The 24,839-nt window shown below is 32.9% G+C and carries 22 protein-coding genes and 1 pseudogene; 8 read left to right on the top strand and 15 right to left on the bottom strand.

Annotated features, from left to right (window positions below; genetic code table 11):
• Positions 1-252 precede the first annotated feature (252 nt).
• Together AB9Q04_RS03055 and AB9Q04_RS03050 are read right to left on the bottom strand one after the other, a co-directional pair.
• Positions 253-2,454, bottom strand: coding sequence for an ABC transporter substrate-binding protein (locus AB9Q04_RS03055; protein WP_410023926.1), 2,202 nt, complete (start codon positions 2,452-2,454; stop codon positions 253-255).
• Positions 2,455-2,848: 394 nt separating this feature from the next.
• Positions 2,849-4,864, bottom strand: coding sequence for a peptidoglycan amidohydrolase family protein (locus AB9Q04_RS03050; RefSeq protein WP_410023904.1), 2,016 nt, complete (start codon positions 4,862-4,864; stop codon positions 2,849-2,851).
• Between the two features lie 227 nt (positions 4,865-5,091).
• Here AB9Q04_RS03050 and AB9Q04_RS03045 point away from each other — a divergent pair, with 227 nt between their 5' ends.
• The gene (locus AB9Q04_RS03045) at positions 5,092-6,072 is read left to right on the top strand and encodes a hypothetical protein (protein ID WP_410023903.1); all 981 of its coding nucleotides are present in this window, start codon (positions 5,092-5,094) and stop codon (positions 6,070-6,072) included.
• Positions 6,073-6,899: 827 nt separating this feature from the next.
• Positions 6,900-7,565 (top strand): deoxynucleoside kinase, encoded by a 666-nt coding sequence (locus AB9Q04_RS03040; RefSeq protein WP_410023902.1) that lies wholly within the window; start codon positions 6,900-6,902, stop codon positions 7,563-7,565.
• A gap of 350 nt (positions 7,566-7,915) precedes the next feature.
• Here AB9Q04_RS03040 and AB9Q04_RS03035 read toward each other — a convergent pair.
• The 3 genes and pseudogenes from AB9Q04_RS03035 to AB9Q04_RS03025 form a co-directional block, all read right to left on the bottom strand.
• A pseudogene (locus AB9Q04_RS03035) lies at positions 7,916-8,392 on the bottom strand (GNAT family N-acetyltransferase).
• A 448-nt stretch (positions 8,393-8,840) separates the two neighbouring features.
• On the bottom strand, positions 8,841-9,767 hold the full coding sequence (locus AB9Q04_RS03030) for a toll/interleukin-1 receptor domain-containing protein (protein WP_410023901.1): 927 nt from the start codon (positions 9,765-9,767) through the stop codon (positions 8,841-8,843).
• Between the two features lie 99 nt (positions 9,768-9,866).
• Positions 9,867-9,998, bottom strand: coding sequence for a hypothetical protein (locus AB9Q04_RS03025; protein ID WP_410023900.1), 132 nt, complete (start codon positions 9,996-9,998; stop codon positions 9,867-9,869).
• Positions 9,999-10,524: 526 nt separating this feature from the next.
• On the opposite strand from AB9Q04_RS03025, the gene AB9Q04_RS03020 reads away from it, so the two are divergent.
• Together AB9Q04_RS03020 and AB9Q04_RS03015 are read left to right on the top strand one after the other, a co-directional pair.
• On the top strand, positions 10,525-10,767 hold the full coding sequence (locus AB9Q04_RS03020) for a type II toxin-antitoxin system Phd/YefM family antitoxin (protein WP_410023899.1): 243 nt from the start codon (positions 10,525-10,527) through the stop codon (positions 10,765-10,767).
• On the top strand, positions 10,764-11,156 hold the full coding sequence (locus AB9Q04_RS03015) for a type II toxin-antitoxin system death-on-curing family toxin (RefSeq protein ID WP_410023898.1): 393 nt from the start codon (positions 10,764-10,766) through the stop codon (positions 11,154-11,156). The genes AB9Q04_RS03020 and AB9Q04_RS03015 overlap by 4 nt, the downstream gene beginning before the upstream one ends.
• A 29-nt stretch (positions 11,157-11,185) precedes the next feature.
• Here AB9Q04_RS03015 and AB9Q04_RS03010 read toward each other — a convergent pair whose 3' ends face one another.
• The 10 genes from AB9Q04_RS03010 to dnaA form a co-directional block, all read right to left on the bottom strand.
• Complete coding sequence (locus AB9Q04_RS03010) at positions 11,186-12,658, bottom strand: aldehyde dehydrogenase family protein (RefSeq protein ID WP_410023897.1); 1,473 nt, start codon at positions 12,656-12,658, stop codon at positions 11,186-11,188.
• A gap of 128 nt (positions 12,659-12,786) precedes the next feature.
• Entirely contained in the window at positions 12,787-13,575 is a 789-nt protein-coding gene (locus AB9Q04_RS03005; protein WP_410023896.1) for a SigB/SigF/SigG family RNA polymerase sigma factor, read from the bottom strand.
• On the bottom strand, positions 13,575-13,910 hold the full coding sequence (locus AB9Q04_RS03000; protein WP_394019449.1) for an ATP-binding protein: 336 nt from the start codon (positions 13,908-13,910) through the stop codon (positions 13,575-13,577). Before AB9Q04_RS03000 ends, AB9Q04_RS03005 begins: the two co-directional genes overlap by 1 nt.
• 3 nt (positions 13,911-13,913) lie before the next feature.
• A complete protein-coding gene (locus tag AB9Q04_RS02995; RefSeq protein WP_394019451.1) occupies positions 13,914-14,216 on the bottom strand; it encodes an STAS domain-containing protein in 303 nt (100 codons plus the stop codon).
• Entirely contained in the window at positions 14,209-16,671 is a 2,463-nt protein-coding gene (gyrA, locus tag AB9Q04_RS02990) for a DNA gyrase subunit A (RefSeq protein ID WP_410023895.1), read from the bottom strand. Before gyrA ends, AB9Q04_RS02995 begins: the two co-directional genes overlap by 8 nt.
• Before the next feature lie 8 nt (positions 16,672-16,679).
• Entirely contained in the window at positions 16,680-18,581 is a 1,902-nt protein-coding gene (gene gyrB, locus AB9Q04_RS02985; RefSeq protein WP_410023894.1) for a DNA topoisomerase (ATP-hydrolyzing) subunit B, read from the bottom strand.
• 15 nt (positions 18,582-18,596) lie between these two features.
• The gene (recF, locus tag AB9Q04_RS02980; protein ID WP_410023893.1) at positions 18,597-19,676 is read right to left on the bottom strand and encodes a DNA replication/repair protein RecF; all 1,080 of its coding nucleotides are present in this window, start codon (positions 19,674-19,676) and stop codon (positions 18,597-18,599) included.
• The gene (locus AB9Q04_RS02975; RefSeq protein WP_410023892.1) at positions 19,676-19,882 is read right to left on the bottom strand and encodes an RNA-binding S4 domain-containing protein; all 207 of its coding nucleotides are present in this window, start codon (positions 19,880-19,882) and stop codon (positions 19,676-19,678) included. The genes recF and AB9Q04_RS02975 overlap by 1 nt, the downstream gene beginning before the upstream one ends.
• An 11-nt stretch (positions 19,883-19,893) precedes the next feature.
• Entirely contained in the window at positions 19,894-21,006 is a 1,113-nt protein-coding gene (gene dnaN, locus AB9Q04_RS02970; RefSeq protein WP_410023891.1) for a DNA polymerase III subunit beta, read from the bottom strand.
• Positions 21,007-21,229: 223 nt separating this feature from the next.
• Positions 21,230-22,630, bottom strand: a complete 1,401-nt coding sequence (dnaA, locus tag AB9Q04_RS02965; protein ID WP_410023890.1) for a chromosomal replication initiator protein DnaA — start codon at positions 22,628-22,630, stop codon at positions 21,230-21,232.
• A 693-nt stretch (positions 22,631-23,323) separates the two neighbouring features.
• Between dnaA and rpmH the strand changes: the two genes are divergently transcribed.
• From rpmH to AB9Q04_RS02945, 4 genes are read left to right on the top strand one after another with little or no spacing between them, the layout of a single operon-like run.
• Positions 23,324-23,458, top strand: a complete 135-nt coding sequence (rpmH, locus tag AB9Q04_RS02960) for a 50S ribosomal protein L34 (RefSeq protein WP_394010796.1) — start codon at positions 23,324-23,326, stop codon at positions 23,456-23,458.
• A gap of 53 nt (positions 23,459-23,511) precedes the next feature.
• Complete coding sequence (gene rnpA / locus AB9Q04_RS02955; RefSeq protein ID WP_394010795.1) at positions 23,512-23,862, top strand: ribonuclease P protein component; 351 nt, start codon at positions 23,512-23,514, stop codon at positions 23,860-23,862.
• A complete protein-coding gene (gene yidD, locus AB9Q04_RS02950) occupies positions 23,852-24,067 on the top strand; it encodes a membrane protein insertion efficiency factor YidD (RefSeq protein ID WP_410023889.1) in 216 nt (71 codons plus the stop codon). Before rnpA ends, yidD begins: the two co-directional genes overlap by 11 nt.
• Positions 24,068-24,114: 47 nt before the next feature.
• On the top strand, positions 24,115-24,828 hold the full coding sequence (locus AB9Q04_RS02945; protein WP_410023888.1) for a YidC/Oxa1 family membrane protein insertase: 714 nt from the start codon (positions 24,115-24,117) through the stop codon (positions 24,826-24,828).
• Positions 24,829-24,839 lie beyond the last annotated feature (11 nt).

The raw sequence follows: 24,839 nt of genomic DNA, 5'->3' as shown, positions 1-24,839 counted from the left end.
TGATAAAAACTTCCAAAATAACAATTTTATAAATAATATATTAATATAACAGGGATTATTTGTCAATAAAAAAGACCCATTTTTCCACTAAAAACACCCATTTTTAGGCAAAATAAAAAGAAAAAACAAGGTATATATTTTTATATATTTATACAGTCAATTTTATAATAATTTTATTATAGATAATATATATGTAAATTTAAACTAAAAAAGCTCACTACTGTGAGCTAATTTAGTTTTAATGTTATTTGACTATTTTAGTGAAACACCATTGATTTGGTCTTCGATACCCCATGATGGTGTATTTAGTTCAAATCCTTCTACCCTTGTTGTGTAACCTGTGTGGTATAGGTTTGAGTAAAGTGGGATTTGTGGTAGGTAATCATTGTACCAAATTTGGAATTCTTCCCAGTTATCTAGATATTGTTCTCTTTCTTCTGGTGGAGTTTGACGTAATTTAACTGTCAACTCATCTACCTTTGGATCGTTTGTTCTAGATTTGTTGTCATTACCCTCTGAGTGGTATTGAGCCCATGGGTCATATACTTCATCGAATGTTTGTCCCATTGAGAATGCTGTATATTCTGCATCTTCTTCTGGGAATACATAGTACTCTTGAAGGGTTGGGAATGATCCAGCTGTGACGTTATATTCCATACCAGCTTGTTTTGCATTTACTGGAAGTTGGCTGTTCATTAAGCTTGTTATTGGTGATTCTTCTGAACCATATTGGTTTACAACAAGTTTTTCACCGTTTTCATCGTATCTATAGTAGTCAAATCCATCTGCATCAGCATTAAATGCTTCTTCAGCTTTTGTACGGTCCCATGGAGTTTTTCCATCTGCTTCAAATTTGTATGGTGAATTGTCAAGTAATTCGTTAGCTGTATCAATGTTTAATTGATAGTTTGTTAATTTACCTTCTAGGTCAGCTCCTCTATCTTGGTACATCCATTGGCTAAGACCATAAGCTCCGTTTGTTACTACCCCGTATCCACCTGCGTATGATTGAACGAATGTGTTTCTATCCATTAAGTGAGCGATAGCTTGACGTACTTCTTTATATTGAGTTGTTCCTCTGTCTGTTAAGAAGTTAAGTGAGCCGTAACCATTTCTTTCAAATGTGTTTATATTGATTTTTCCTGCATCTGCTGCTGCCTTCATCTTATCGATTTTGCCACCTTCAGATTCTTGTTGCCATACGTCTATATCACCATTTTCTAGTAAGTCAACAGCGATATTTTGGTTTACATATTGAACGATGATGTTTGGAATTGTAGCTTTTTCTCCTCTAAAGTTACCTTGGTATTCAGGGTTTAGAGAAAGTTTAACCATATTGTTATTATATTCATCAAATTTGTATGGTCCTGCAACTACACTTGGTGCTGTTCTGTATTCGTTATATACATTTAGCATAGCTTGTTCGATAAGTTGTTCTGTAGGGTCAACGTCTCCGTCAAGTTTTTCTTGAAGACCTGCTATTTGTTCTTCATGAGCAGCTTTTTCTTCTTCTGATGCTTGATCTTCTACTTCTTTAAACTCTTCGTTTGCCCTATCGATTTGTTCTTGAACAGAATCTTTATATTTTTGAACTTCTTCATCACTTGGTTGATAACCATCTTTAGCCACTAGTTTTTTACCATCTTCACTTACTGCTAGGTTTTCAGTAACTGCATGCATTGGGAATGCTGATCTAGATGCTAGGTATTTTTCGTAGTAGTAAGGAAGTTGTTCAGCATCAATTGTATATTTGAATGTGTGATCATCAACTTTTTCTACTGCTTCAAAGGTATCAGACTCACCTGAGTGGTAAGCTTCATTGCCCTTACCAAATAAATCCCCTGGGTTTACTGATCCTGTTAAAGGCATAAATTCTGGGTGAGTAAATAGTAATGAATAGAAGATATAGTCATCAGATGTCAATTCTTCTCCATCAGACCATTTTAAACCCGGTTTGATTTTAAAGGTATAGGTTTTTGAACCATCTTCGTTATCTGTTGTTTCTGGTTCACCTTCTAGTACTGCTGAGTTTGCAAGCCATTCTCCATTTTCATCAACGATCATTGTTTTAAAACCGTTAGATCCTTCGATACCTAGTAATTTTCTGATTGTTACGTCGTATGCGGAGTTTTGCCAACCTTCAAAGAAATCACCAGAAAATTCTGGACTACCTATTACAAGAGTGTCGTCACTTGTTTGCGCTTCGAAATTTTCTAGTTCTGCTTGGCTTGCAGCATCTTCTTCGCCTTCAGCGTTTTCTGCTGTTTTATCGTCTTCTTTATTTTCTTCTGTTTTATCATCAGCATTTTCATCTACTTTTTCATCTGTTGTTTCTTCTGCTTTATTTTCTTCAGTAGAATCTGTAGAAGTTGTAGCTGAATCTGTATTTCCTCCACAAGCTGCTAGGGTTGTTGCCAATCCTAAAGCCATTAGTGAAGAGAAAACTTTTTTCATTTTCACTATACTTATCCTCCATTATTTTTTGTTACCAGTTATTTTATGACAATTCATAGGCTTTGTCAATAGCTTTTATTATTTTTTATAAGTATTGATGTATATTTATTCTTAAAGGCATTAATATTCCTATATTTTAATATAACCGATGCAAATTATTCCACTATTCTTTATTATAATGATGTAAAATAGAACTTTGAAATTTCAATCTTTGATAAAATTTGTACTTCTTTTCTCTTTAAGTAAAACATTTGGATCATTTTATACATTTTTTAGGAAAATATAAATTTTTTTAAGCTAATTTTCTAAAAATTTATACTTAAAACGAAGTAAAAATTTAATTTTGCTCACAAAAAAACACCCTAAGAAATCTTAGAGTGTTAAAAAATTTATATTATTTTCTATTTATATAAGTACCATTAGAGTTTGCACCTACAAGTCTATAATATTTTACAGGCAGACCTCTGCTATCTCCCATGTAGCCTTTTCTAGGTGTAACTGCAACACCATTTTTACCATAGGTCATGTGGATGATAGTATCTTCATGTGGATTTAGGATAAAGCCTGTGTGTCCTGCAGCTCCCATAGATCCACCTGGTGTACCTGCTACGAAAATATCTCCGTATTGGCGTTCACTTTCGCTAATTTCATACATAACAGTACCTTTTGCTCCCATTTGGAATAAGGTTTCTGTATTTCCTACCCAAGTATCTTTATTTAAGAAACCACCATGGATAAGAGCTCTATAAACTGCTGATGAACAGTCTGCTTGTGTTGCAGAGTTTCTGCCAGCTCCCATATTATAGGTCATTTTTTTATCTCTTGCAGTGAACATCCATTCAATTACCTTATCAAGATTTTTTTCTCCAGGAAGGACGTTATCTTCTTTTGTCGCTATACCATTAGCATCTACTGTATATACTACTCCCTTTTGAGTTACAGTTTGGTTTGGTGTTAGCCCATTTGCTGTAAAGTAGTAGTAGTTATTATCTATTTTCCAAACACCTTCTTTTACATATCCTGCTTCGTTGGTGTGGTATTTTTTGCCATCAAGCTCTACCCAAGAGTTTTTTACAACTGTTGCTAGACCTTTTGAGTCTGATTTGTAAAATTTACCAGCAGAAATAGATGATGTGTTTTGAGCTAGTTTACCTGCACCATCAAATACGTAAAGGTTGTTGTTTATGTTTTGTGCACCTTTTACGATTTTTCCATCATTACCTGATCTATATGTATATCCACCAAGGTTAAACCAACTATTTGCTTGGTTGGTTGCTAGACCATTTTGGTCTACTAGGTAATACTTATCACCAGCTAAAAGTTTTTTATTTGGAGTAAGGGTTCCTTTTTCATCAAAGTAGTATGATTTGTTGCCAATTCTTGCAACACCTTTTAATAATTTACCGTCATTGTCGTTGTAGTATTTGCTATTGTTGATTGTAACCCAGCTATTTGTTGGAGCAGTCATTGATCCATCATTGCCTAGTTCGTAGTGAGATTCGTTTGTTACAATTCTTTTGTTTCTTTGTAATTCACCGTTGTTATTAAAATAATATTTTTTATCTTTAATTTGAGCTATACCCTTTGTTAGGCTGCCCTCTTCGTTCATGTAGTAGATATTTTCGCCAATACGACCCCAAAGAGTTTTTGGGTTTGTTGCATTGCCGTCTTTATCAATTTCATAAAATTTGTCTTTTACGATAACATTTGAACCTTTTACAAGTTTGTTATCTTCGTAATATTTTGTAGAATCTCCCTCATAAACAAAGTATCCTGTTCCTTTTGGAGCATAGTAATTTGTTTGGTTAAGGTCAGCTTCTTCTTGCTCTTTAGTTTGATCAGATTTATTTGTATTTTTTTCTACTGTTTTTTCTGCTGCTGGTTGCTTATTTTCAGTTGATGTTTCACTTGTTTTGCTAGATTCTTCGCTATAAGCTGGTGTATAATCATCTTTTAAAGCGTCATCTAGGTTAGTGTTATCATAGTAGATTACATCATCTAAGTTCTCGCTAGATGGAGTTTGTACTTCTTCTTCTATTTTTTCTTCTTGCGGATTTAATTCAACTTCAAAATCAGCTTCTAATTTAATAGAATCTGTATCTTTAAATTCTATGGTATCTTCTTGTGGTGTAAGGCTTTGGGTTTGGTCGATAGATTCATCGGTAGGTAAAGCTTGATTATCGTAGTTGATAGTTTCGCTAGAATTAGCTTTAGAATTTTCGTTTGTTGCTTCTAAATTTTCATCTGTTTCGGTTTCGTAATTGTCTAAATTAGTCGACTTGCTCGGTTCAACATTTAGGTCATACCCCTCATCAGCATATGATTTATCAGCTGTAGTAACAGCAGTGGATACAAATAATGTTGAGGCAAGTAACAATGTCTTATTAATTTTATTTTTTATATTTTTCATCATTCTTCCTCACTTTATATTACAATATTATTACAAATTATCTGTCTGTTTTTAATCACTGACCTTATTATAATCTATTTTTTTGGTAATTGCAACAAAAAGGTTACAAATTTTGTAAATTTTTCCAGATTCCTCAGCTACAATAGTTAAAATTTAGTTACAATTGGCCTTTTAGCTATTCAAAATTAGCGAAATATAGTAAAATAAAAGCAATCAAGGAGGCCCTTATGACAAATAAAAAAATTATACTAGCCCTAGGACTAGTTCTTAGCTTAAGTGCATGCAGCCAAGATGCCAATAAGGATAATGCTGTTACAGAAGAAACCATCTCCCAAGCCCTAGACGGTCCGGTAGAAAAAGATGTAGTAGCAGATAATGATGAAAAAACAAAGGAAAAAGAAACTAAAGAAGAAACAACAAAAAATGCCGATGATTTAACTACATGGCGTGATATGATTGTAGATATAGGAGAATTTTCCCCAACCCTTGTAAAAAACTTAACCGATAGTGACCTAGAAGAACTAATTAAAAATGCTAACGAATTAAGTGAAGAAACAGGATATTGGGATGCCAAAGACTTTGTTTTCCAAAACTTAGGCAAAAGCTATCCTGAATTATCAAACAAATTCCCGCTAGATTCTATAGAAAATAGATACAACCAAGAAGCTGCAGAAGAAGGCGACTATAAAGGAATGTTTGATCACGAAAGACAACTAATGATAGATATGGGCTATCCATCCTATGATGTATGGGCAATAGATGATAAAACAGTCCAAGATGCCTTCCATGAAGCTTACGAAAATGATATAGACTTATACTACGAAGACTATGTAGCAAAAGCTGGAGAAATACTTTTTGGAGAAGACGAAGAAGAAGTAGAAACAGATAAGCAAACAGATAGTGATAGTCAACCAGCAACTAGCAATCAAGAATCAACAGCTACAAGCAAAAAAAATAAAATTAAAAAATATGGATCAAGTCAAACAGACTATGATGCCATAAAATCTACCCTAGTTCAATATTACGAATTTAGCCCAGCAAGTGTAAACCAAATGACCAACGAAGATATAGACATAGCCTATACCAGAGCTCTAGAAAGACTTGAAGAAACAGGAACAGGCGATATAGGACTAATATTTGAAGAACTAGGAAATATGTTCCCGGGAGCATCAACCATGTATCCAGGAGAAAAAACAGAAGAAAATTAGGGAAAAAACACCAATCTCCTCTATATATAATAGAGGGGATTTTTTATTATCTAAAAATCTGTAGAAAAATTATAAATCGAAAAAAATCTAAAATCTCTTAAAAATGGTATAGTAAACCATAGCGCTAAATAAAGATTAAAACAAAAAAGGATTTTGAGAAAACCCTACCTCTTTCTTTTAAAAAGGAAATGGCAAAGCCAATTCCTAACAAAAACGCTCCCCGCAGGGGCCGTTTAGGGGTGAAGTTTGCGGGGTGGTTTGAAACTAGCCCGTCCGGCTAATGGAAGACCCTCCAAAATTTAAATAATGATTAAATAATCGTCAATAATTATTCTAGTAAACAAATTTAATTATTAAAAATTTGCTTAGTATTAAAATAAATTACTAATTTAATTTATTACTTCGAATTCTGGGGAGCAGGGCCGTAGGGGCTGCAGAGGCCCCTCTGGCCCTTCCCCAGACCCCCGACCCATTTTACCCCCTCTGCTCCTGCGGAGAGCAATAATCAGTAGAAGTTCGCTTCGCGAATTCTTTTTTATTATTTTGTAAGCTTTTGAAAAAGCCTATATTTTCCCTTAAAAACGGACATCGCAAAGCGATTCCTACCAAAAAACGCACCCCGCGCAGGGGCCGTTTAGGGGTTAAGTTTGCGGGGTGGCTTGGAGGGTGCTTTGGAGGGGGTATCGGAACCCCCTTAAAGCAGCCCTCCAATAAACGAAGTAATAAAGTAAATTATTAAATAACATTTAATTACCAAACAAAAATTGATTACCAAAATAAAATTTTAATCAAAAATATTTAGCAAAATATTTAAAACAAGGAGACCTATGGCAGTGATAGTTTTAGCTGGAATGATTGCAGCAGGCAAGTCCACAGTATCAGCAAGACTTGCAGATAAGCTTAATACAGACCTAATGATAGAACCAGTAGATGATAATCCCATCCTACCCCTCTATTACAATAACAAAGAAAAATATGCATTTTTACTTCAAATATATTTTTTAAACGAAAGATTTAAATTAATAAAAAAGGCTCTAAAAAACAACAAAAACATCCTAGACCGCAGCATCTACGAAGATGAACTATTTACAAGGATAAATCTCATGGAGGGTAATATCACCCAAGTAGAGTACGACGTTTATAAGGACCTTTTAGACAATATGCTAGAAGAAATAGAAGATATGCCCAAAAAAGCCCCAGATCTCTTAGTATATCTAGACATAAGTTTTGACAAATTTTTAGAAAACCTAGCCAAACGCGGAAGAGCCTTTGAACAAATTGATAAAAATACTAAAAAAGGCCAAAAAGACCTAGCCTACTTCAAGCTTTTACACACAGAATACCAAAAATGGTATGAAGACTACAGCTACTCCCCAAAAATCAAAATAGACATGAACAAATACGATGTCAATAATGAAGAAGATTGGGATGAAGTTTATAAGATGATAATAGATGCCTTTGATCAGAGTGTTAGAAAAGAACTTAATAGATAAAAAATAAACCCATAGGATTCCTATGGGTCTTACTAGCATTAGTGCAAAGTATCAAATAATCCATTGTATGATTACATGATACTTTACACCATACACGTCAATCATTATCTTAATTATAATCCCATTATTTTTTAACATTGATTTCAAAATGCAGATTTTATTAGACTCATTTTCCAGTTTTCTAAGAGATATGTAAGTTTCTGTAAGGGAGTTTCTACTACAAGGTGTAAATCATATAGCAATATCAATACTTGTAGATACAGCTTTTTATTCTTTCAGGTGGATTTGCTAGTATATTAAACTATGATTTATCAAACAAACTAATTAGTTATATCTGTAATCAGCATCCCTTATACATAACTATCCGTCCATTCACCTTTGTTCCAATAATCCTTAATAAAATGAGCTTCTCGTCTCATTCCTACATTTTTGCATAATTTAGCAGAAGATAGGTTTCGAGCATTCAAATTCGCTTGTATTCTATGAATATTAGATTTTTCAAACATCTCTTTAACAACTGCTTTTACTGATTCTTTTGCATAACTTTTTCCAGAAAAGTTTGAATTAAAAACAAATCCTATTTCAAATGTTTATTTCATACCGGTATACCATATTGATATATCTCCAATTACTTTATCATCTAGTAACACTGCTAAATGCAATTGGGAATTCTCTCCTAACTTATTATTATTTATTTTTTTATTAAACTCTTCACTTTTATTTTCATATTCCCAAGCATCCTCTAGTAGGTACTTGCAAACATCTTTGTTTGAGTAAATTTCGAATGTGTCCTCGACATCATCGGATGAAAATGGGCGTATATTCAATATATTCGTTTTTAAGTGCTTATTGCTCTCCCTTAAAATTCTAATTTATAAATATTGTTTTTTTTAACCTCATTAGCTACATTAACAATTAACTTCTCAAAATCAATTACATTTTTAGAAGTAATTATAGGTTTTTTATTTTTAAGGGGTTTCTTTTACTAACTTTGAGAATTAACCTCTTCGTTGAGCCACATTTTATTTTCTTCAAAAGTTTGTTGATTAGATATATTAGTAATATTTTTGAAGTCGTTTCTAGCAAGCATTCAGAGAGAAATTTTGTATTTTGCCAATGAATTTTCGGAAAAACTTACTCTAACTGTCAAAAGTAGATGTATATCTCTATCCATAATTATTATTGAATTATGTCATCAGAAATTCACATATAAATTCTCTCATTAAATTTATATAATCTAACTGATTTTTTAGTTTTTATATTTTACGTTAATGTTTAAAAACTATAAATTTTATATTCAAATTTTAAATAATTTTTATTTGATCCATGCGACTTTGATTTTATATCTAATATTTTTATAGCTAAGAAGTTCCCATAATTATTCTGAAAAATAATAATTTCACCAATATTAATAGTTCTTGATCTACTTGTATAATCGAACATAACTAGTTCGTCCACTTCAGGAAATTCATAAACTTCATCTAAAAATCCTATTTTATCTACTAAATCACTATATACATGAATAGAAGTATTAGATGCAGAACTCCATTTAGTTTGGAATAAAAATGAACCCTCTCCTATACTAAAAACCCCACTATTATTATTATAATCAAATTTGACGATTCCTACTTTATTACTTGTTGAATATTTGCTTTTATCAATATCTGTTCTAATGCTCACTTCTTCAGAAATTCTTGGATGTAAACCTTTATTAAATGGATTTTTTCCTATTGAAGGTTTCTCTTTATCATTTCTGTTAAAAATTCTTCTTATTAATTTTAAATAATTATCGTAATATTTATCTTGATCAAAATCTATATAAAGTTTATTAGATAGAAATATGGGGGTTTTTTTATCAGTCTGATTATTTTTTATGATTGGTAGTATGTAATCTATTTTCGTATTTTTTAATAAATCGCTAGATATGATTGTGGTTTCGTATCCAACACCTCCATTACCTTCATTTGCTTTTTTTACATATAGTTCTGAGCAAATGCAAATCACATATGTTGTCTCATCTAATCCATTTTCCATAAAAAATCTTAAATCTTTACCGATTTCTAAATCCCACTGATCTAAAATTACATCTACTCCATGGCTACGTAGTTTTGTAGATAAATCTTTTACCCATTCTATATGATCTTTATTATCATGAGAATAAGATATAAATACTTTTGGTACTTCCATATTGTTTTCATTCATACCATCCACTCCCTTATTGTAACTATATATGTTTATTTGTATTTAGATTAGTCGATTTCAACCGTATAAAAGTTGGTTTATTAGCAGACCTAGTCACTATTAATTTATTTCATTTTTTATAAAAGTAAACTCTGAGTCTAACGGAAACTCATAAATATTATCAAACCTATATGCTCGAATCCATAAGTCATCATCTACATTTCTTAAATAACAACTTCTTGGGATTTCCATTCTTCATCCATTTTATCGGATAAAATAATTATTGCAGAGTCTGGACATTTCTGTTAGGTTAATATACTAATCTTTACTCTTTTTCTGATTTACTAACTCAAGCCTTCAATAGAAAACAAGGTTTGTTTCATACATGCCGTAACCTTTCTTGAATGGAGCCTCTTTTATTTCTAAGAAATTTGATGATTTCTTTAACTCAAGTTCAAATAATTTTTATATTTTAACATTCATCTCACATGAGATTGTAACTGATTTATATCTATAATGATTTAAACATAATTTGAAAAATAATTATATTTTATTCCCATTTTATCTAAGTAATTTAATATTTCTATTTTATCTATAGAAATAGCTAAACCTTAACTTAGTAACTCATATGAAATCTTCTACAATTTTTTTGCTTTTGCTCTCTCTGATTCAAAATTCCACCTCTTTTCCTATTTATTATAGCATAGGTGAAATGCCTCTCAAAATTCGCTTTAGGATTATAAGTAGGTATAATATATCCTAAATAAGGAGGCTAAATATGAAAATAGATACAAGAACTATGGTTTCTATTACAGAAGCAAACCAAAATTTTTCCAAAGTCGCTAGATTGGTTGATGAAATGGGATCTGCAGTTATTATGAAAAACAATGCTCCAAAGTATGTAGTTCATGAATTTAATCAAAATAATGATGATGATTTTCTTACGCAAGAAGAAATCATGAAATTACATGAAAAATATAGCAAAATTAATGATGAAGCTTATAAGAAATTAGCAGAATGAAAAAATTTAGTAAAGAAGAGATAATTTTACTCCACAAACTCCTTGTAGAGCAATATGGTGGGGATAATAATATTAGAGACAATGAATTGCTAGATCTATCTATTAATAGTCCTTATCAAACTTTTGACGGTAAAGACCTATACGATGGAGTGGTAAGAAAGGCAGTTCATCTGTGCTATTCTTTAGTTATGAATCATCCATTCGTTGATGGAAACAAGAGAATAGGCGCTCACTGTTTAGTTATCTTATTAGATGCTAATAATTATCCCTTATCATATAGCCAAGATGAGCTAATTGATGTAGTAATGGGAATTGCAAGTTCAAATTTGACTGAAAATGACTTATTAAAATGGGTAGAAAATCATATAAAAAAATCAGACCTCAATTGAAGTCTGATTTTTTTTATTTATTATTTATCCTAGAACATACCCATTTTATCTTGGGATCCATCGATCATGATGTTTTTAACTTGGGTGTAGGCATCTAGGGCTAGTTTGTCTGTTTCACGGCCGATTCCTGATTCTTTGTAGCCACCGAATGATGAGCCTGCTGGGAATTGGTTGTAGGTGTTTACCCACACTCTTCCTGTTCTTACACCATTTGCTACTTTCATGATTCTGTAGATATCATTTGAGTAGATACCGCCTGCTAGACCGTATTTGCTGTCGTTGGCTTTTTTGATTACATCTTCTTCGTCTGTGAATTTTTCTACTACTACTACTGGGCCAAAGATTTCTTCTTGGACTGCATCATTATCTGCTGGCACGTTTGCAAGAATGGTTGGTGCAAAGAAGGCTCCTTTGTCTAGGCCATTTTCTGTTAGTGGGTGACCACCTGTTAGGACTTGTCCACCGCCTGCTTTTGCTTTTTCGATAAATTCTTCTAGTACTTCAAATCTTTGCTTATCTCTTAAGGCACCCATTTGTGTTTCTGGGTCTAGTGGGTCGCCTACTTTTACATTTTCAAAGGCTTTTACTAGTTTTTCTACAAATTCATCATAGATTGTTTCTTGAACGAATAATCTAGATCCTGCTGAGCATACTTCTCCTTGGTTAAATAGGATACCAAGTTGGGCTCCCTCGATTGCTTTTTCCATATCGCAATCATCAAATATTACGTGAGCTGATTTTCCACCTAGTTCTAGGGTAACTGGGATTAGGGCTTCAGCTGCTGATACTGCTATGTGACGGCCAACTGCTGTTGATCCTGTAAAGGCAAGTTTATCAAAGCCTGGGTGGTGTTGGAGGTATTCTCCTGTTACTGATCCTTTTCCTGTTACAAGGTTAATAACTCCATTTGGTACTACATCTTCGATTAATCTCATTAGTTCTAGGATAGAAAGTGAAGTATGGCTTGATGGAGAGATTACTACAGTATTTCCTCCTGCTATTGCTGGAGCTAGTTTCCAAGCTGCCATTAGTAGTGGGAAGTTCCAAGGAATCATTTGTCCTACTACTCCGTATGGTTCACGTTTTCTAATTGAAACAAATCTACCACCTAGTTTTGTAATTTCATCTTCATCTGCTCTAAGTACTGCTGCAAAGTATTTAAAGTGGTCAGCTACTAGAGGGATATCTGCATTTAATGTTTCACGGATTGGTTTACCATTATCCATTGATTCTAGTTTTGCTAAATATTCTCTATTTTCATCAATTTTTGCTGCTATATCTAAAAGTAGTTGTACTCTTTGCTCTTTATTCCATGAACCATATTCGCCTTCAAAGGCTTTTCTGGCTGCTGCTACTGCCTTGTCTACGTCTTTGTCATTTGCTGCTGCAAATTCACCAAGTTTTTCGCCTGTTGATGGGCTAATGATGTCAATATATTGATCGCTTTCTGGTTTTACCCACTCGCCATCTATAAAAAGTTCATATCTATCTAAAGTTTGCATATGTCCTCCTGATTTTTAATTTGCGCATCTGATACTTATTATCAATTTTACCCCTTACAAACATTTAATAAACGATAGTTAAATTTTTGATAAGAAATAAATATAAAAATCCACGGCTGGGCCGTGGACTACATGCTTTCCATTTTCTCTAGTTCTAGAGTAAATTTTTGGAGTATTTTCTTTTCTATTCTTGAAACAGTCATTTGACTAATATCTAAAGTTTCTGCTATATCTATTTGGGTGCGGCCCTCATAGTATCTTAGTTGCAAAATCTCTTTTTCTAGGTCATTTAGCCTTGCAGTAGATTTATCTATAAGATCTGATAATTCTACTGAATCAAAGTTTCTATCTTCTTCGCCTATCATATCAGCAAGGTCTATGGAATTTTCTCCCTTTTGAACTTGGTATTTCATATCAAGACTTTGTGGAGCATATACTTTACTTGCTTCCATGGTTTCTAGTATGGTTTCCTCATCTTCTCCTAGGTAATCTGCTATATCTTTTACTGTTGGAGTTCTTTGTAGTTCTTGAGGCAACACTTTTTTGGCATTATTTATTTTTTTATAAAGGTTTTGGATACGTCTTGGAACTCTTATTACCCAACCCTTATCTCTAAAGTAGCGTTTTAACTCTCCCATAATTGTTGGAGTTGCAAAAGAAGAAAATTCATAGCCCTTACTTGGGTCAAATCTTTCTACTGCATAGATTAAACCTAGACTTGCTACTTGGTAGAGGTCTTCTTTTTCTATACCCTTACCTACGTACTTATTTGATAAAATATCTACAATATACATGTGCTCTTCTATAAGCTCATCACGCAATTTTATATCACGTGTTTCATAATATTCTTCAAACTTTCTTTTTATCTCTTCTTTATATTCTTTATCATTTTTATCTGGCTGTTTTTTAGCTGTCATTATATAGCCCTTTTTATGATTTTGATTGCTCCATCGTCTATTTCAACTTCATCTGCTAGTTCTTTTAAAATCAAATCACGCATTTTTAACGCACGCTCATCTAGAGACTTATCCTTACCTAGGACTTTAATTTCCAGATTTTTTTCTGCTGGTAAAAACTCAATTGTTACATCAGTGTCAGATAATTTGTAGTTGATAGCTTCGCTAACAACTACTCTTAAATCTTCTATTTCTTCTATATTAAAACCTAGGTCACTGGCAAGAGATGCAGTAAAAAGTCTGATTGATTTTATATAAAGTTTCTTTGGTGGGATTGTTATGCTGATTTTTTCCATTTTCTACTCCATATCAAATAGATCTGTTAAATCAGTAATTCTAAATAGTTTTTCAATATTATCCTTAGCATTAATGACTTTTATTTTTTTATCATTGTCATTTACCATCTTATAGATGTTCATAAACATACCAAGTCCTGTTGAGTCAAGGTAATCAAGCTCTTTTAAGTCAATGGTTATATCTTTATTAGGATCTATTTCTTCTTCTATAAAACTTTTAAATTCATCTTCAGAATATACATCTAAATCGCCGATTAGTTTTATGGTTTGGATATCATCTGCTTTCTCAATTTTTTTATCAAACATTTTCTTCCTCTACTTCCACTCCTAAACTAGCATCATATTTAGCAACTGATACGATTTTATCTGATTCATCTTTCAGATTTTTAAGGGTGACTCCCATGGTATTTCTACCTGTGGTTGATATGTCTTTTGCTTTGATTCTAATCATATCACCATTTAGGGATACCATCAATACATCATCGTCTAAGTCTACTGGAAGGGTGTCTACTACACAACCTGTTTTTTCTGTAACCTTGTGGCATCTGATTCCTTTTCCACCTCTATTTTGGTTGCTAAAGTTATTAAAAGAAGTTTTTTTACCAAAACCATTTTCTGTTACTACTAATAGGTAGGTTTCATCCCCTTTGATATTCATTGCTACTACTTCATCATCTTCATTTAGTTTTATAGCACGAACACCACGAGCTTGACGGCCCATACTTCTTACATCTTCTGTATTAAATTGGATAGTCATACCACCCTTGGTTGAGATTATTAGCTCTTCTTCTTTTTCTATATGACGGGCAGATATTAGCTTATCTCCCTCTTCTAGACCTATGGCTATGATTCCATTTCTTTGGATAGATGTAAAGTTATTTGCATCAGTTTTCTTAATTTTACCATATTTTGTTTGAAGTACTATCTGATCATCATCACTTAAAACAGAAAGTGGCATGATTTCTGTGATTTTTTCACCAGAATTTAGGGATAAGATATTAATTATCGCTTGTCCTCGGCTAGTACGTGAGCCTTCTGGGATTTCATAACCCTTTAGACTGTAAACTCTACCAAAGGAGGTAAAGAATAGTAAATCTTCATGGGTGTTTGTTGTCATGATGCGCTTGATAAAGTCATCTTCTTTGGTATTTGCTGCTGAAATACCCTTGCCTCCACGATTTTGTACCTTATAGGTATCTACTGGTAGGCGTTTGATGTAACCATCATTAGTTAGAGTAATTAAGATATCTTCTTCTTCAATTAGCTCCTCGATATCTATATCCCCTTCATCAGCTACAATTTTAGTACGACGAGCATCACCGTATTTTTCTTTAATTTCTAAAAGTTCTTCTTCGATTAATTCGATAAGTTTATCTTCTGATTCTAGTATACCTACAAGGTAGTTAATAGTTTCTTCAAGCTCTTTGTTTTCAGCATTTAGCTTTTCGATTTCTAGACCTGATAAGCGTTTTAATCTCATATCTAGGATAGCTTGGGACTGTAGGTCTGTTAGACCAAATCTTTCTAGGAATATCCCCTTAATTTGATCATCATCATAGGATGAACGAATGATTTTAATAATCTCATCGATATTATCAATAGCAATTATTAAACCTTCTACTATGTGTTTACGAGCCTTGGCACGGTCTAGGTCAAATTGAGTTCTACGAGTTACAACATCCTTTTGGTGGTCGATGTAGTATTTTATAAGTTCTTTTAAGGTTAAAACTTGTGGAATACCATCAACTAAGGCTAGGTTTATAATACCAAAGGTTGTTTCTAATTGGGTATATTTATAAAGGTTATTTAAAACGATATTTGCATTTGAATCGCGTTTAATCTCTATTACGATTCTCATTCCCTTTCTATCAGATTCATCTCTGATATCAGAAATACCGTCTATCCTCTTATCTTTTACAAGATCAGCAATTTTTTCTATTAGCCTTGCCTTATTTACCTGATAAGGAATTTCTGTGACTATTATCCTCTCACGATTTTTCTTAAAGGGTTCTATTTCTGCAATACCACGTATTTTTACTTTTCCACGACCTGTTTTATAGGCATCCTTAATCCCTTTTCTACCAAGGATTTTTGCCCCTGTTGGAAAGTCTGGTCCTTTTATAATTTCATTTAATTCTTCAATTGAGATTTCAGGATTTTTCATGTAAGCAATGGATGCATCTATGGACTCATTTAGGTTATGAGGTGCCATATTTGTTGCCATACCTACAGCTATCCCACTAGATCCATTTACTAAAAGATTTGGAAATCTAGATGGCAATACTACTGGTTCTTTTTCTTCTTCATCGAAGTTTGGCATAAAATCTACGGTATCTTTGTTGATATCGCGTAGCATTTCTTTGGCAATCTTGCTCATACGTACTTCTGTATAACGCATAGCAGCAGGGTCATCCCCATCTACTGAACCAAAGTTACCTTGGCCTTGGGCTAGAGGATATCTAGTTGAGAAATCTTGAGCAAGTCTTACTAGGGCATCATAGATTGCAGAGTCACCGTGAGGGTGATATTTACCCATTACTTCCCCAACAACTCTGGCTGATTTTCTAGTTGGTTTATTTGGATCAAGACCTAGGCCTTCCATACCATAAAGAATTCTTCTATGAACTGGTTTTAGTCCATCGCGCACATCTGGCAGGGCACGGGAAACTATAACTGACATAGAATAATCTAGGTAGGCATCCTTCATCTTATCTTCTAGGTCAACATTTATAATATTATGTTCATTATTTATTTCTATCATCTTGCCTCCTATACGTCGATATTAGTTACGTATTTGGCGTTTTCTTCTATAAATTCACGTCTTGGTTCTACTTTTTCTCCCATAAGTAGGCTAAAGGTATCATCTGTGCTTGTTGAATCAGCATCTGCATTTACCCTTAAGAGTACTCTATTATCAGGATTCATAGTAGTTTCCCAAAGTTGTTCTGCATTCATTTCCCCAAGACCCTTATAACGGTTAATTTTATAATTTGCCCCATCAAGGTCTTTTAGAACTTTATCACGTTCATTATCTGAATACACATAACGTTCAGTTTTTCCGTGGCTGATTTTATATAGGGGTGGTTGAGCAACGTAAATGTGGCCTTCATCTACTAATTCTCTCATATATCTATAGAAAAATGTTAAAAGTAGGGTACGGATGTGGGCACCATCGACATCGGCATCTGTCATGATGATGATTTTGCCGTATCTTAATTTTGATCTATCAAAGTCTTTACCTATACCTGTACCAAAGGCTGTTATCATCGCCTTAATCTCTTCTGAGTTTAAAATCCTATCTAATTTTGCTTTTTCTACATTTAAGATTTTTCCTCTTAGGGGAAGTATAGCTTGGATTCTATTATCACGGCCACCCTTGGCAGAACCACCAGCTGAGTTACCTTCGACGATAAAGATTTCATTTTCATTTATATCTGTTGATTGGCAGTCAGCAAGTTTTCCTGGAAGAGTTGCGCTATCTAAAATAGATCTTTTGCGAGTTAAGTCCCTTGCTTTTCTTGCAGCTTCTCTGGCTCTTCTGGAAGATAGGGCCTTATCTAAGATAGTTGATGCAACTTTTGGGTTTTCTTCTAAAAAGGCTTCTAATTTTTTAGAGAAAAATGTATCCACAGCTCCCCTTACTTCTGAGTTACCAAGTTTTGCCTTGGTTTGTCCCTCAAATTGTGGTTCAGAAATTTTTACAGAAACTATGGCTGTCATACCCTCACGGACATCTTCTCCTTGGAGATTATCTTCGTTTTCTTTTAAGAATTTATATTTACGGGCATAATCATTTACTCCACGGGTTAGGGCTGACCTAAATCCTGATAGGTGGGTCCCACCTTCTGGAGTTAAGATATTATTAGCAAAGGTTAAAATATTTTCACTGTAGGAGTCTGTGTATTGGAAGGCAATTTCTATTTCTGTATCTTCTTGGCTTCCTATAAAGTGTGGGATGGTAGTCATAATTGGATCTTTGTTGCGGTTTAAGTACTCAACAAATTCTCTAACCCCACCATCGTATTTAAAGGTTTGATTGTAGCCATCGCGTTCATCTTCAAAGATAATTTGTACACCAGAGTTTAAAAATGCCATTTCACGGAATCTACGTTCTAGAGTTTTCTTATCAAACTCAGTTGTTTCAAAGATTTCGCTATCTGGTTTAAAGGTAATGGTTGTTCCAGTTTCTTTGGTATCACCTACTATTTCAAGGTCACTTGTAGCCACACCACGTTCAAAGCTCATTCTATAAATGTGGCCATCTCTTTTTACTTCAGCTATTAAATATTCTGAAAGAGCATTTACTACTGAAACACCTACCCCGTGTAGACCACCTGAAAATTGGTAGGCAGATGAGTCAAATTTTCCCCCAGCGTGAAGGACTGTTAAAACAGTTTCTAAAGTAGATTTGCCAGTTTGTGGGTGTTCTTTTACTGGGATTCCTGATCCATCATCTTCTACACTTATTATATTATCTGCTGATACAGTTACTTTTATGTAATCACAACGACCTGCAAGAGCCTCATCCACTGAGTTATCTACTACTTCATAAACTAAGTGGTGAAGACCCTTCTCGCTTGTTGAACCGATATACATACCAGGTCTTAGTCGAACAGGTTCAAGTCCTTCTAAGACCTTGATATTACCGGCATCATAATTAGTTTCTGTCATATTTTTCCTTTCTTATCAAGCATTTAAAATCTTGCCTGCTGCAATTTTTTTAATGTTTGACTTATCTACCATGTCCAAGGATTTGGTGTTGGTAGCTGTAATTATTGTCTGAAAGCCCGCTAGATTTTCTAAAAGAAAGTGCGATCTTTTTTCATCTAGTTCTGAGAAAACATCATCAAACAAAATGACAGATTTTTCACCTGTCACTTCCATTATTAGTTTTACTTGGGCAAGTTTGATATTTAAAATGGCTGACCTTTGCTGGCCTTGAGATCCAAAGTTTTTGATTAGCCTATCATTTATGGATATGTCTATCTCATCCTTATGAACTCCTCTTTGGGTGGTCATATATCTTAGGTCATCATTTCTTGCACTTATAAATTTATTATAGTAATCTTCATAGCTTCTAGCAGCAATATCTGGATTATAGGTTAATCTTAAATCTTCCTTGCTAGCTGAAAGTTTACTATGGTATTGATTTGCAAATTGATCTATTATTTTTATAAATTTGGCCCTGCGTTTATAAATCTTAAAGCCATACTTGGTAAGTTCCTTATTATAAGCATCTAATTGCTGGTTAAAATAAGGAGATTTTTGATTTTTTAAAAGCTTATTTCTCTGATAAATTAATTTATCATATTCTTTTTTAGTGGTTTTGTAGGCAAAATCAATTGATATTATGATTTCATCTATCAAATCACGCCTAAGGTTTGGACCTTCCTTTATAATTAGTAGGTCTTCTGGAGTAAATAAGACCAATGAAAAAAGAGCCTTTAAATCTTTGTTTCTCTCATATTTTACTCCATTTACACAAATTTTCTTTTCCCCATCCTCTATATCTACCAAAACCTTCTTAAAATACCTATCTTTTCTAATAAGGCCCTTAAGTGTCATTTCTTCTTTGCCAAAACTTATGATGTCCCTATCGCGGATTTTTTTAAAGCTGGTGGCATTGGCTAGGTAGTAGAGGGATTCTAAAAGATTAGTCTTACCCTGGGCATTGTCTCCCAAAAAAATATTTATACCATCATTAAAATTTACAAATTGATTGTGATAATTTCTAAAATTTTTAATCTCTATTTCACTTATCCACATTATATAATTGTTATACTTATATCATCAAAGATAACCCTATCTCCCTTGTATAATTTTTTGCCAGGGATAAAGCAAGGCTCATCATTTAATAAAACACCTTCTTCTTTGATAATAAGTTTTGCAAGACCCCCTGAATGCACAAGTTGAGTTGCCTTTAGGAGGTCTTTTAGAGTTATCATCTCAGCTTCAAAATCTAAATTTTCCATAATCTTCCCTTTTAGTTTGCTAGTCTAACTGGTAAAACAAGGTAGGTAAATTCTTCATCTTCGTACTTGCTATCTACTGGATAGATAAGGCAAGGATTTAGGGAAGATTTAAAGGTTAATTTTATCCTATCAGATTCATTGGCCTTTACACCTTCTTGCATGTAACGAGCATTAAAGGCAATGTCTAAGTCTTCACCACTTTGTTCTGTTTCTATAACTTCTTTTACATCCCCTACTTCTGAGTTAGATTTTATAACCATGTGATTTTCTGCTATTTCTATTCTAATAAGATTTGCCTTACCTGGATCTGATAATACTTGCGCACGGTCAAGAGCTCGGGCTAGGCTATTTCTATCTAGGGTTACGGATGTATCTGAAATATCATTTATTATATTTCTATAATCTATAAAGTTTTTATCTATTACTCTGCAATACATAGTAGTGGATTCACTTTTAAATACTATGTCATTTTCATTTTTATAAATGTAGGTTGTATTATCATCTGAAATTATTCTAGACCACTCCATAAGAGATCTTTTTGGAATGATAAATTCACTATCTTCAAAGGCTGATGGATAGTCTATCTTATTTTTCTTTAAAGCCACCCTATAACCATCTAGGGCTACCATATTTAAGTAAGATTCTTTTAATTCAAACAAAATTCCTGTTAGAGCAAGCTTTGTTTCATCTATACTTGTTGCAAATTCTGTTTGAAGGATGGATCTTTTTAATTTATCATTGGCTATTTCTATAGGATCAGTATCTGGCAGGGTCAAATCTTGTTTTTCAAAATATTCAAAAGCAATTAGGTTAAAGTTTGAGTTTTGACTTTTGATATTTATCTTGCCATCTTTAATTCCTATTTTTACAGTATCATTTGGTAGTTTTCTAATGATACCTGAAAATAGGTTGGCCTTTACAGCCATCTCACCTTCTTCTTTTACTAGGGCTGGGATAGAAGTTAAGATTGTTATCTCTCCATCAAAAGCAGTCAGTAAGAGTCTATCATCCTTAGCTTCGAAGTATATTAATTCATGAATTTGTATATTGGTATTTTTACTTACGGCCTTGCTTGCTATATTAATAGCATTCATTAGCTCATTTTGCTTTACTTCAATTTTCATAGTTGCTCCTCATATAACTATATATATTTAGTAGTATTAGTAGTAGGGGGTGTATATATGTGGATAAGTTAAGCTAATGTTTAAATATAGCTATAATTTTTCCAAAATCATTCTAGGAAAAGCCAAGGATAACTTTAGACTTTATCCACATATACTTTTAGGAAAAATTAAAAAATAAATATTTTAACTTATCCACAAGCCTATCCCCAAAGATATACACATTTTACTCGGTAATTGACTTTCTTAAACCTTCTATTTCTTCCTTAAAATCAGGATTTAAATCCATTTCATCTTTTATTTTATCTATCCCATGCATAACTGTGGTGTGGTCACGGTCAAAAGCATTGGAAATAGTAACTAGGCTATCATCTAGGATATCACGGGCTAGATACATTGATATGTGCCTAGGGTGGACTATATCTTTTTTCCTAGACTTACCCTTTAAGTCTGCTACTTTTACATTATATCTCTCAGCTACAAACTGCTGGATATCATCTATATTTACATGTTTTTGCTTATTTAAACTCCTAGTATTTACACCCTTTTTAGCATCTTCTATGCTAACAGCATTTCTATTATCTCCCTTGGCATAGGCGATGGCTGTAGATAAGGCTCCCTCTAGGTCTCTGATATTAGTATCTATATTTTCTGCTATATAGGTTAGGATTTCATTATCTATATAGGCCCCTAGTTCATCTGATTTTTTTTGTAAAATTGCCACACGGGTTTCAAAATCAGGTTTACCAATATCTACTGTAATTCCCCATGAAAACCTTGATAACAACCTATCTTCTAGGTCTTTTATCTCAAGGGGTGGACGGTCTGATGATAGGACAATTTGCTTATCTGCATAGTAAAGATCATTAAAAGTGTGGAAAAGTTCGGTTTGAGTTCCTTCCTTATTAGATAAAAACTGGATATCATCTATTAAAAGGATATCAGCTGACCTATATTTATTTCTAAACTCTTGGTTTAAGTTTTGGTTTTTATTTTTACTAGTTGGTTGGATACTTGCTATAAGCTCATTTGTAAATCGTTCACTGGATATGTACATGACATATAAATCATCGCGTTCTTCTAAAATCTTGTGGGCAATAGCTTGCATTAAGTGAGTTTTCCCCAAACCTGATTCTCCATATATAAATAGAGGGTTATAATTTTTACTTGGATTATCATTAATAATATCTTGGGTAACAGCACTTGCAATAGCGTGGGCATATTGATTTGACTTACCTTGAACAAAATTTTCAAAGGTGTAATTTCGATCAAGAATTGGTTTTGGAAACTTATTTACTTCCTTTAGTCTCATCTGACCATCAGACTCGTAATTTTTGCCCATAGCAAGGACCCTGTTATAGCTATCACTATCTTTAGCTATTATTACAACCTTTAGGTCATAGTCATTTTCCCTATTTATCTCATCTAGGGTCTCTTGGAGGGCCGGTGTCCAGATTTTTTCGTAAACAAACATCATTTCTGACTTTGGTATCTCTAAATAAAGGGTATTTTCAAAGAGATTTAGAGGTTTTAATATGTCTATCCATGTATCATATTGCGACTGATCGGCAATATTCATTTTCATTTCATTTTTTAATTCATCTGTAATGTATTCTAAACTAATCATTACCATGCCTTTCATAAGAAAATCTATCCACATTGGTAAAAAGTCTATATATCAAAGCTTAGCTAAGGTTTTTTTATTTATCCACACCTGTGGATTAAATTGTGGATAACTTATTGTTTATAAAAAATTCACCTGTTTTTCAAGGGTTTTATAGAAAAAATTATAGGAATAGCTTATAATAATTTTAGTTTTCCACAAACTTTTTGTTTATGAAAGTAAGTTTTTAGCTTTTCCCCTGGGTTTTACACCTCAAATTATACTATAATTTGAATGTTTTGACAACTTATCCACATTCTGTTGATAAATTTTGGGAAAACTCTAAATTTAAGAATAGTAAATTTTAAAACACTTGTTGATATGTGGATAAGTCTGTGTATTTATTAAAATTATTTATATTTAATATTGGCTTAGCCCAATAATTGGGGATAAATGATTTTTTACAATCACTTTTGCTAATAAATATCCAAGGCTAAAAGCTGTTAAAAAGCTGTGCATAAAATCTTGCATAAAAAACTTATCCACATTGTATATTTATTTAGCTATTTTAGGGATTAATGAATTATTATAAAAAATACTATGCATTTCTTATACATTAGCTATACATCTAGCGTAAAAATTCTAAATAATCTTGACAAAATAGCCCTTTATTCATATAATAGTATGAGTCTAAAATTATAAGTAGGAGGTGTAACTATGAAAAGAACCTATCAACCAAATAGAAGAAAAAGAGCAAAAGATCACGGTTTTAGAAAAAGAATGTCTTCTCCAGGTGGAAGAAGAGTGATTAAAGCTCGTCGTAAAAAAAATAGAAAAAGATTAACAGCTTAATTATAGGCATCTTTTGCCTAGCTTTTAAGCACGTTTAGAAATTTAGGACGTAGATGGAAAAGCGACTTAGTTTAAGAAAAGATACTGACTTTCAAAAAGTTTACAAAAAAAGTAATGCTTTCTATAATAGGGACTTTACTATATTAATTAAAAATAATGGCCTTAACCATCCTAGATTTGGCTTTTCTATTAGCAAAAAAATCGGCAAGGCTAACCAGCGCAATGCCCTTAAAAGGAAACTGCGCGATATAGTAAGGAACAATTATAAAAACCTCAACGGGGTTGATATAGTAGTTATCCCTAAAAAACATGTCACAGACTATGACTACCTAGCTTTAAAAAAGACTTTTGGTCATGTGATGAGTATTGCTTTTAAAAAGAATAAGATTTTTTATGTTAAATAAAATATTTATAAAAATTATAAATTTTTACAAAACTTACATTTCTCCACAATTAGGCTTTGGAAAATGCAAATACTATCCTTCTTGCTCAGCATATGCTACTGAGTGTTTTACAAGATATGGATTTTTTAAAGCATTTTTTATGTCTTTGTGGAGAATTTTAAGATGTAATCCTTTTTCCAAGGGCGGATATGACCCTGTAAGATGATCCTATTAGTCCTACATACGAGAATTTATTAGAAAAATGGAGAGAATATGATAAATTTTTTAGCTTCCTTATTAGGAAAACTAATGAGGTGGATTTATGATTCACTGGCCGCAAGTCAAGTGGAACCTAGCAATATAAGCTTTTATGCTATTTCAATTATCCTAATGACCCTGCTTGTTAGCCTTATTATTATCCCAGTTACCATTTCCCAACAAAAACAAGCAGAAAATACCAGGAAAATAAAACCAAAAATGGATGAAATCCAAAAAAAATATTCCTATGACCCTCAAATCATGCAGCAAAAAATGCAAGAGCTTTATAGGGAGGAAAATGTTAACCCAGGTCTTGCCTCATGTCTTACCATGATTTTGCAATTATTAATAATCCTTGCCTTATTTAGGGTAATGCAAGATACAACCAAATATGTATTCCCAGAAGGTATTGAGGGAATTAGAAAAGATTTTTATTGGATAAGTGATTTGACAAATAAAGATCCATATTGGTTTGGTTTACCACTTGCAACAAGTGTATCACAAATTTTAGTGCAATTATTTTCAATTAAAACCAACCCACAAATGTCTGAAGGACCTATGGCTAGTATGAATAAGACATTTTTGATGATGCCTATCCTATATTTCTTTATGTTTAGAAACTTACCAGCAGGTCTGCCACTTTATTATACAATGAGTTCTGTAATTAGACTTATAATTATGGTTATAATGCACTTTACAATCAAAAAGCCTAGGCAAGTCCAAGGATAACATAGGGGTAA

Origin of the sequence: Anaerococcus groningensis (assembly GCF_046365465.1) — a bacterium.
In the GTDB taxonomy this organism is placed as follows: Bacteria; Bacillota; Clostridia; order Tissierellales; family Peptoniphilaceae; genus Anaerococcus; species Anaerococcus groningensis.
This window is presented reverse-complemented; position numbering and strand designations above follow the sequence as displayed.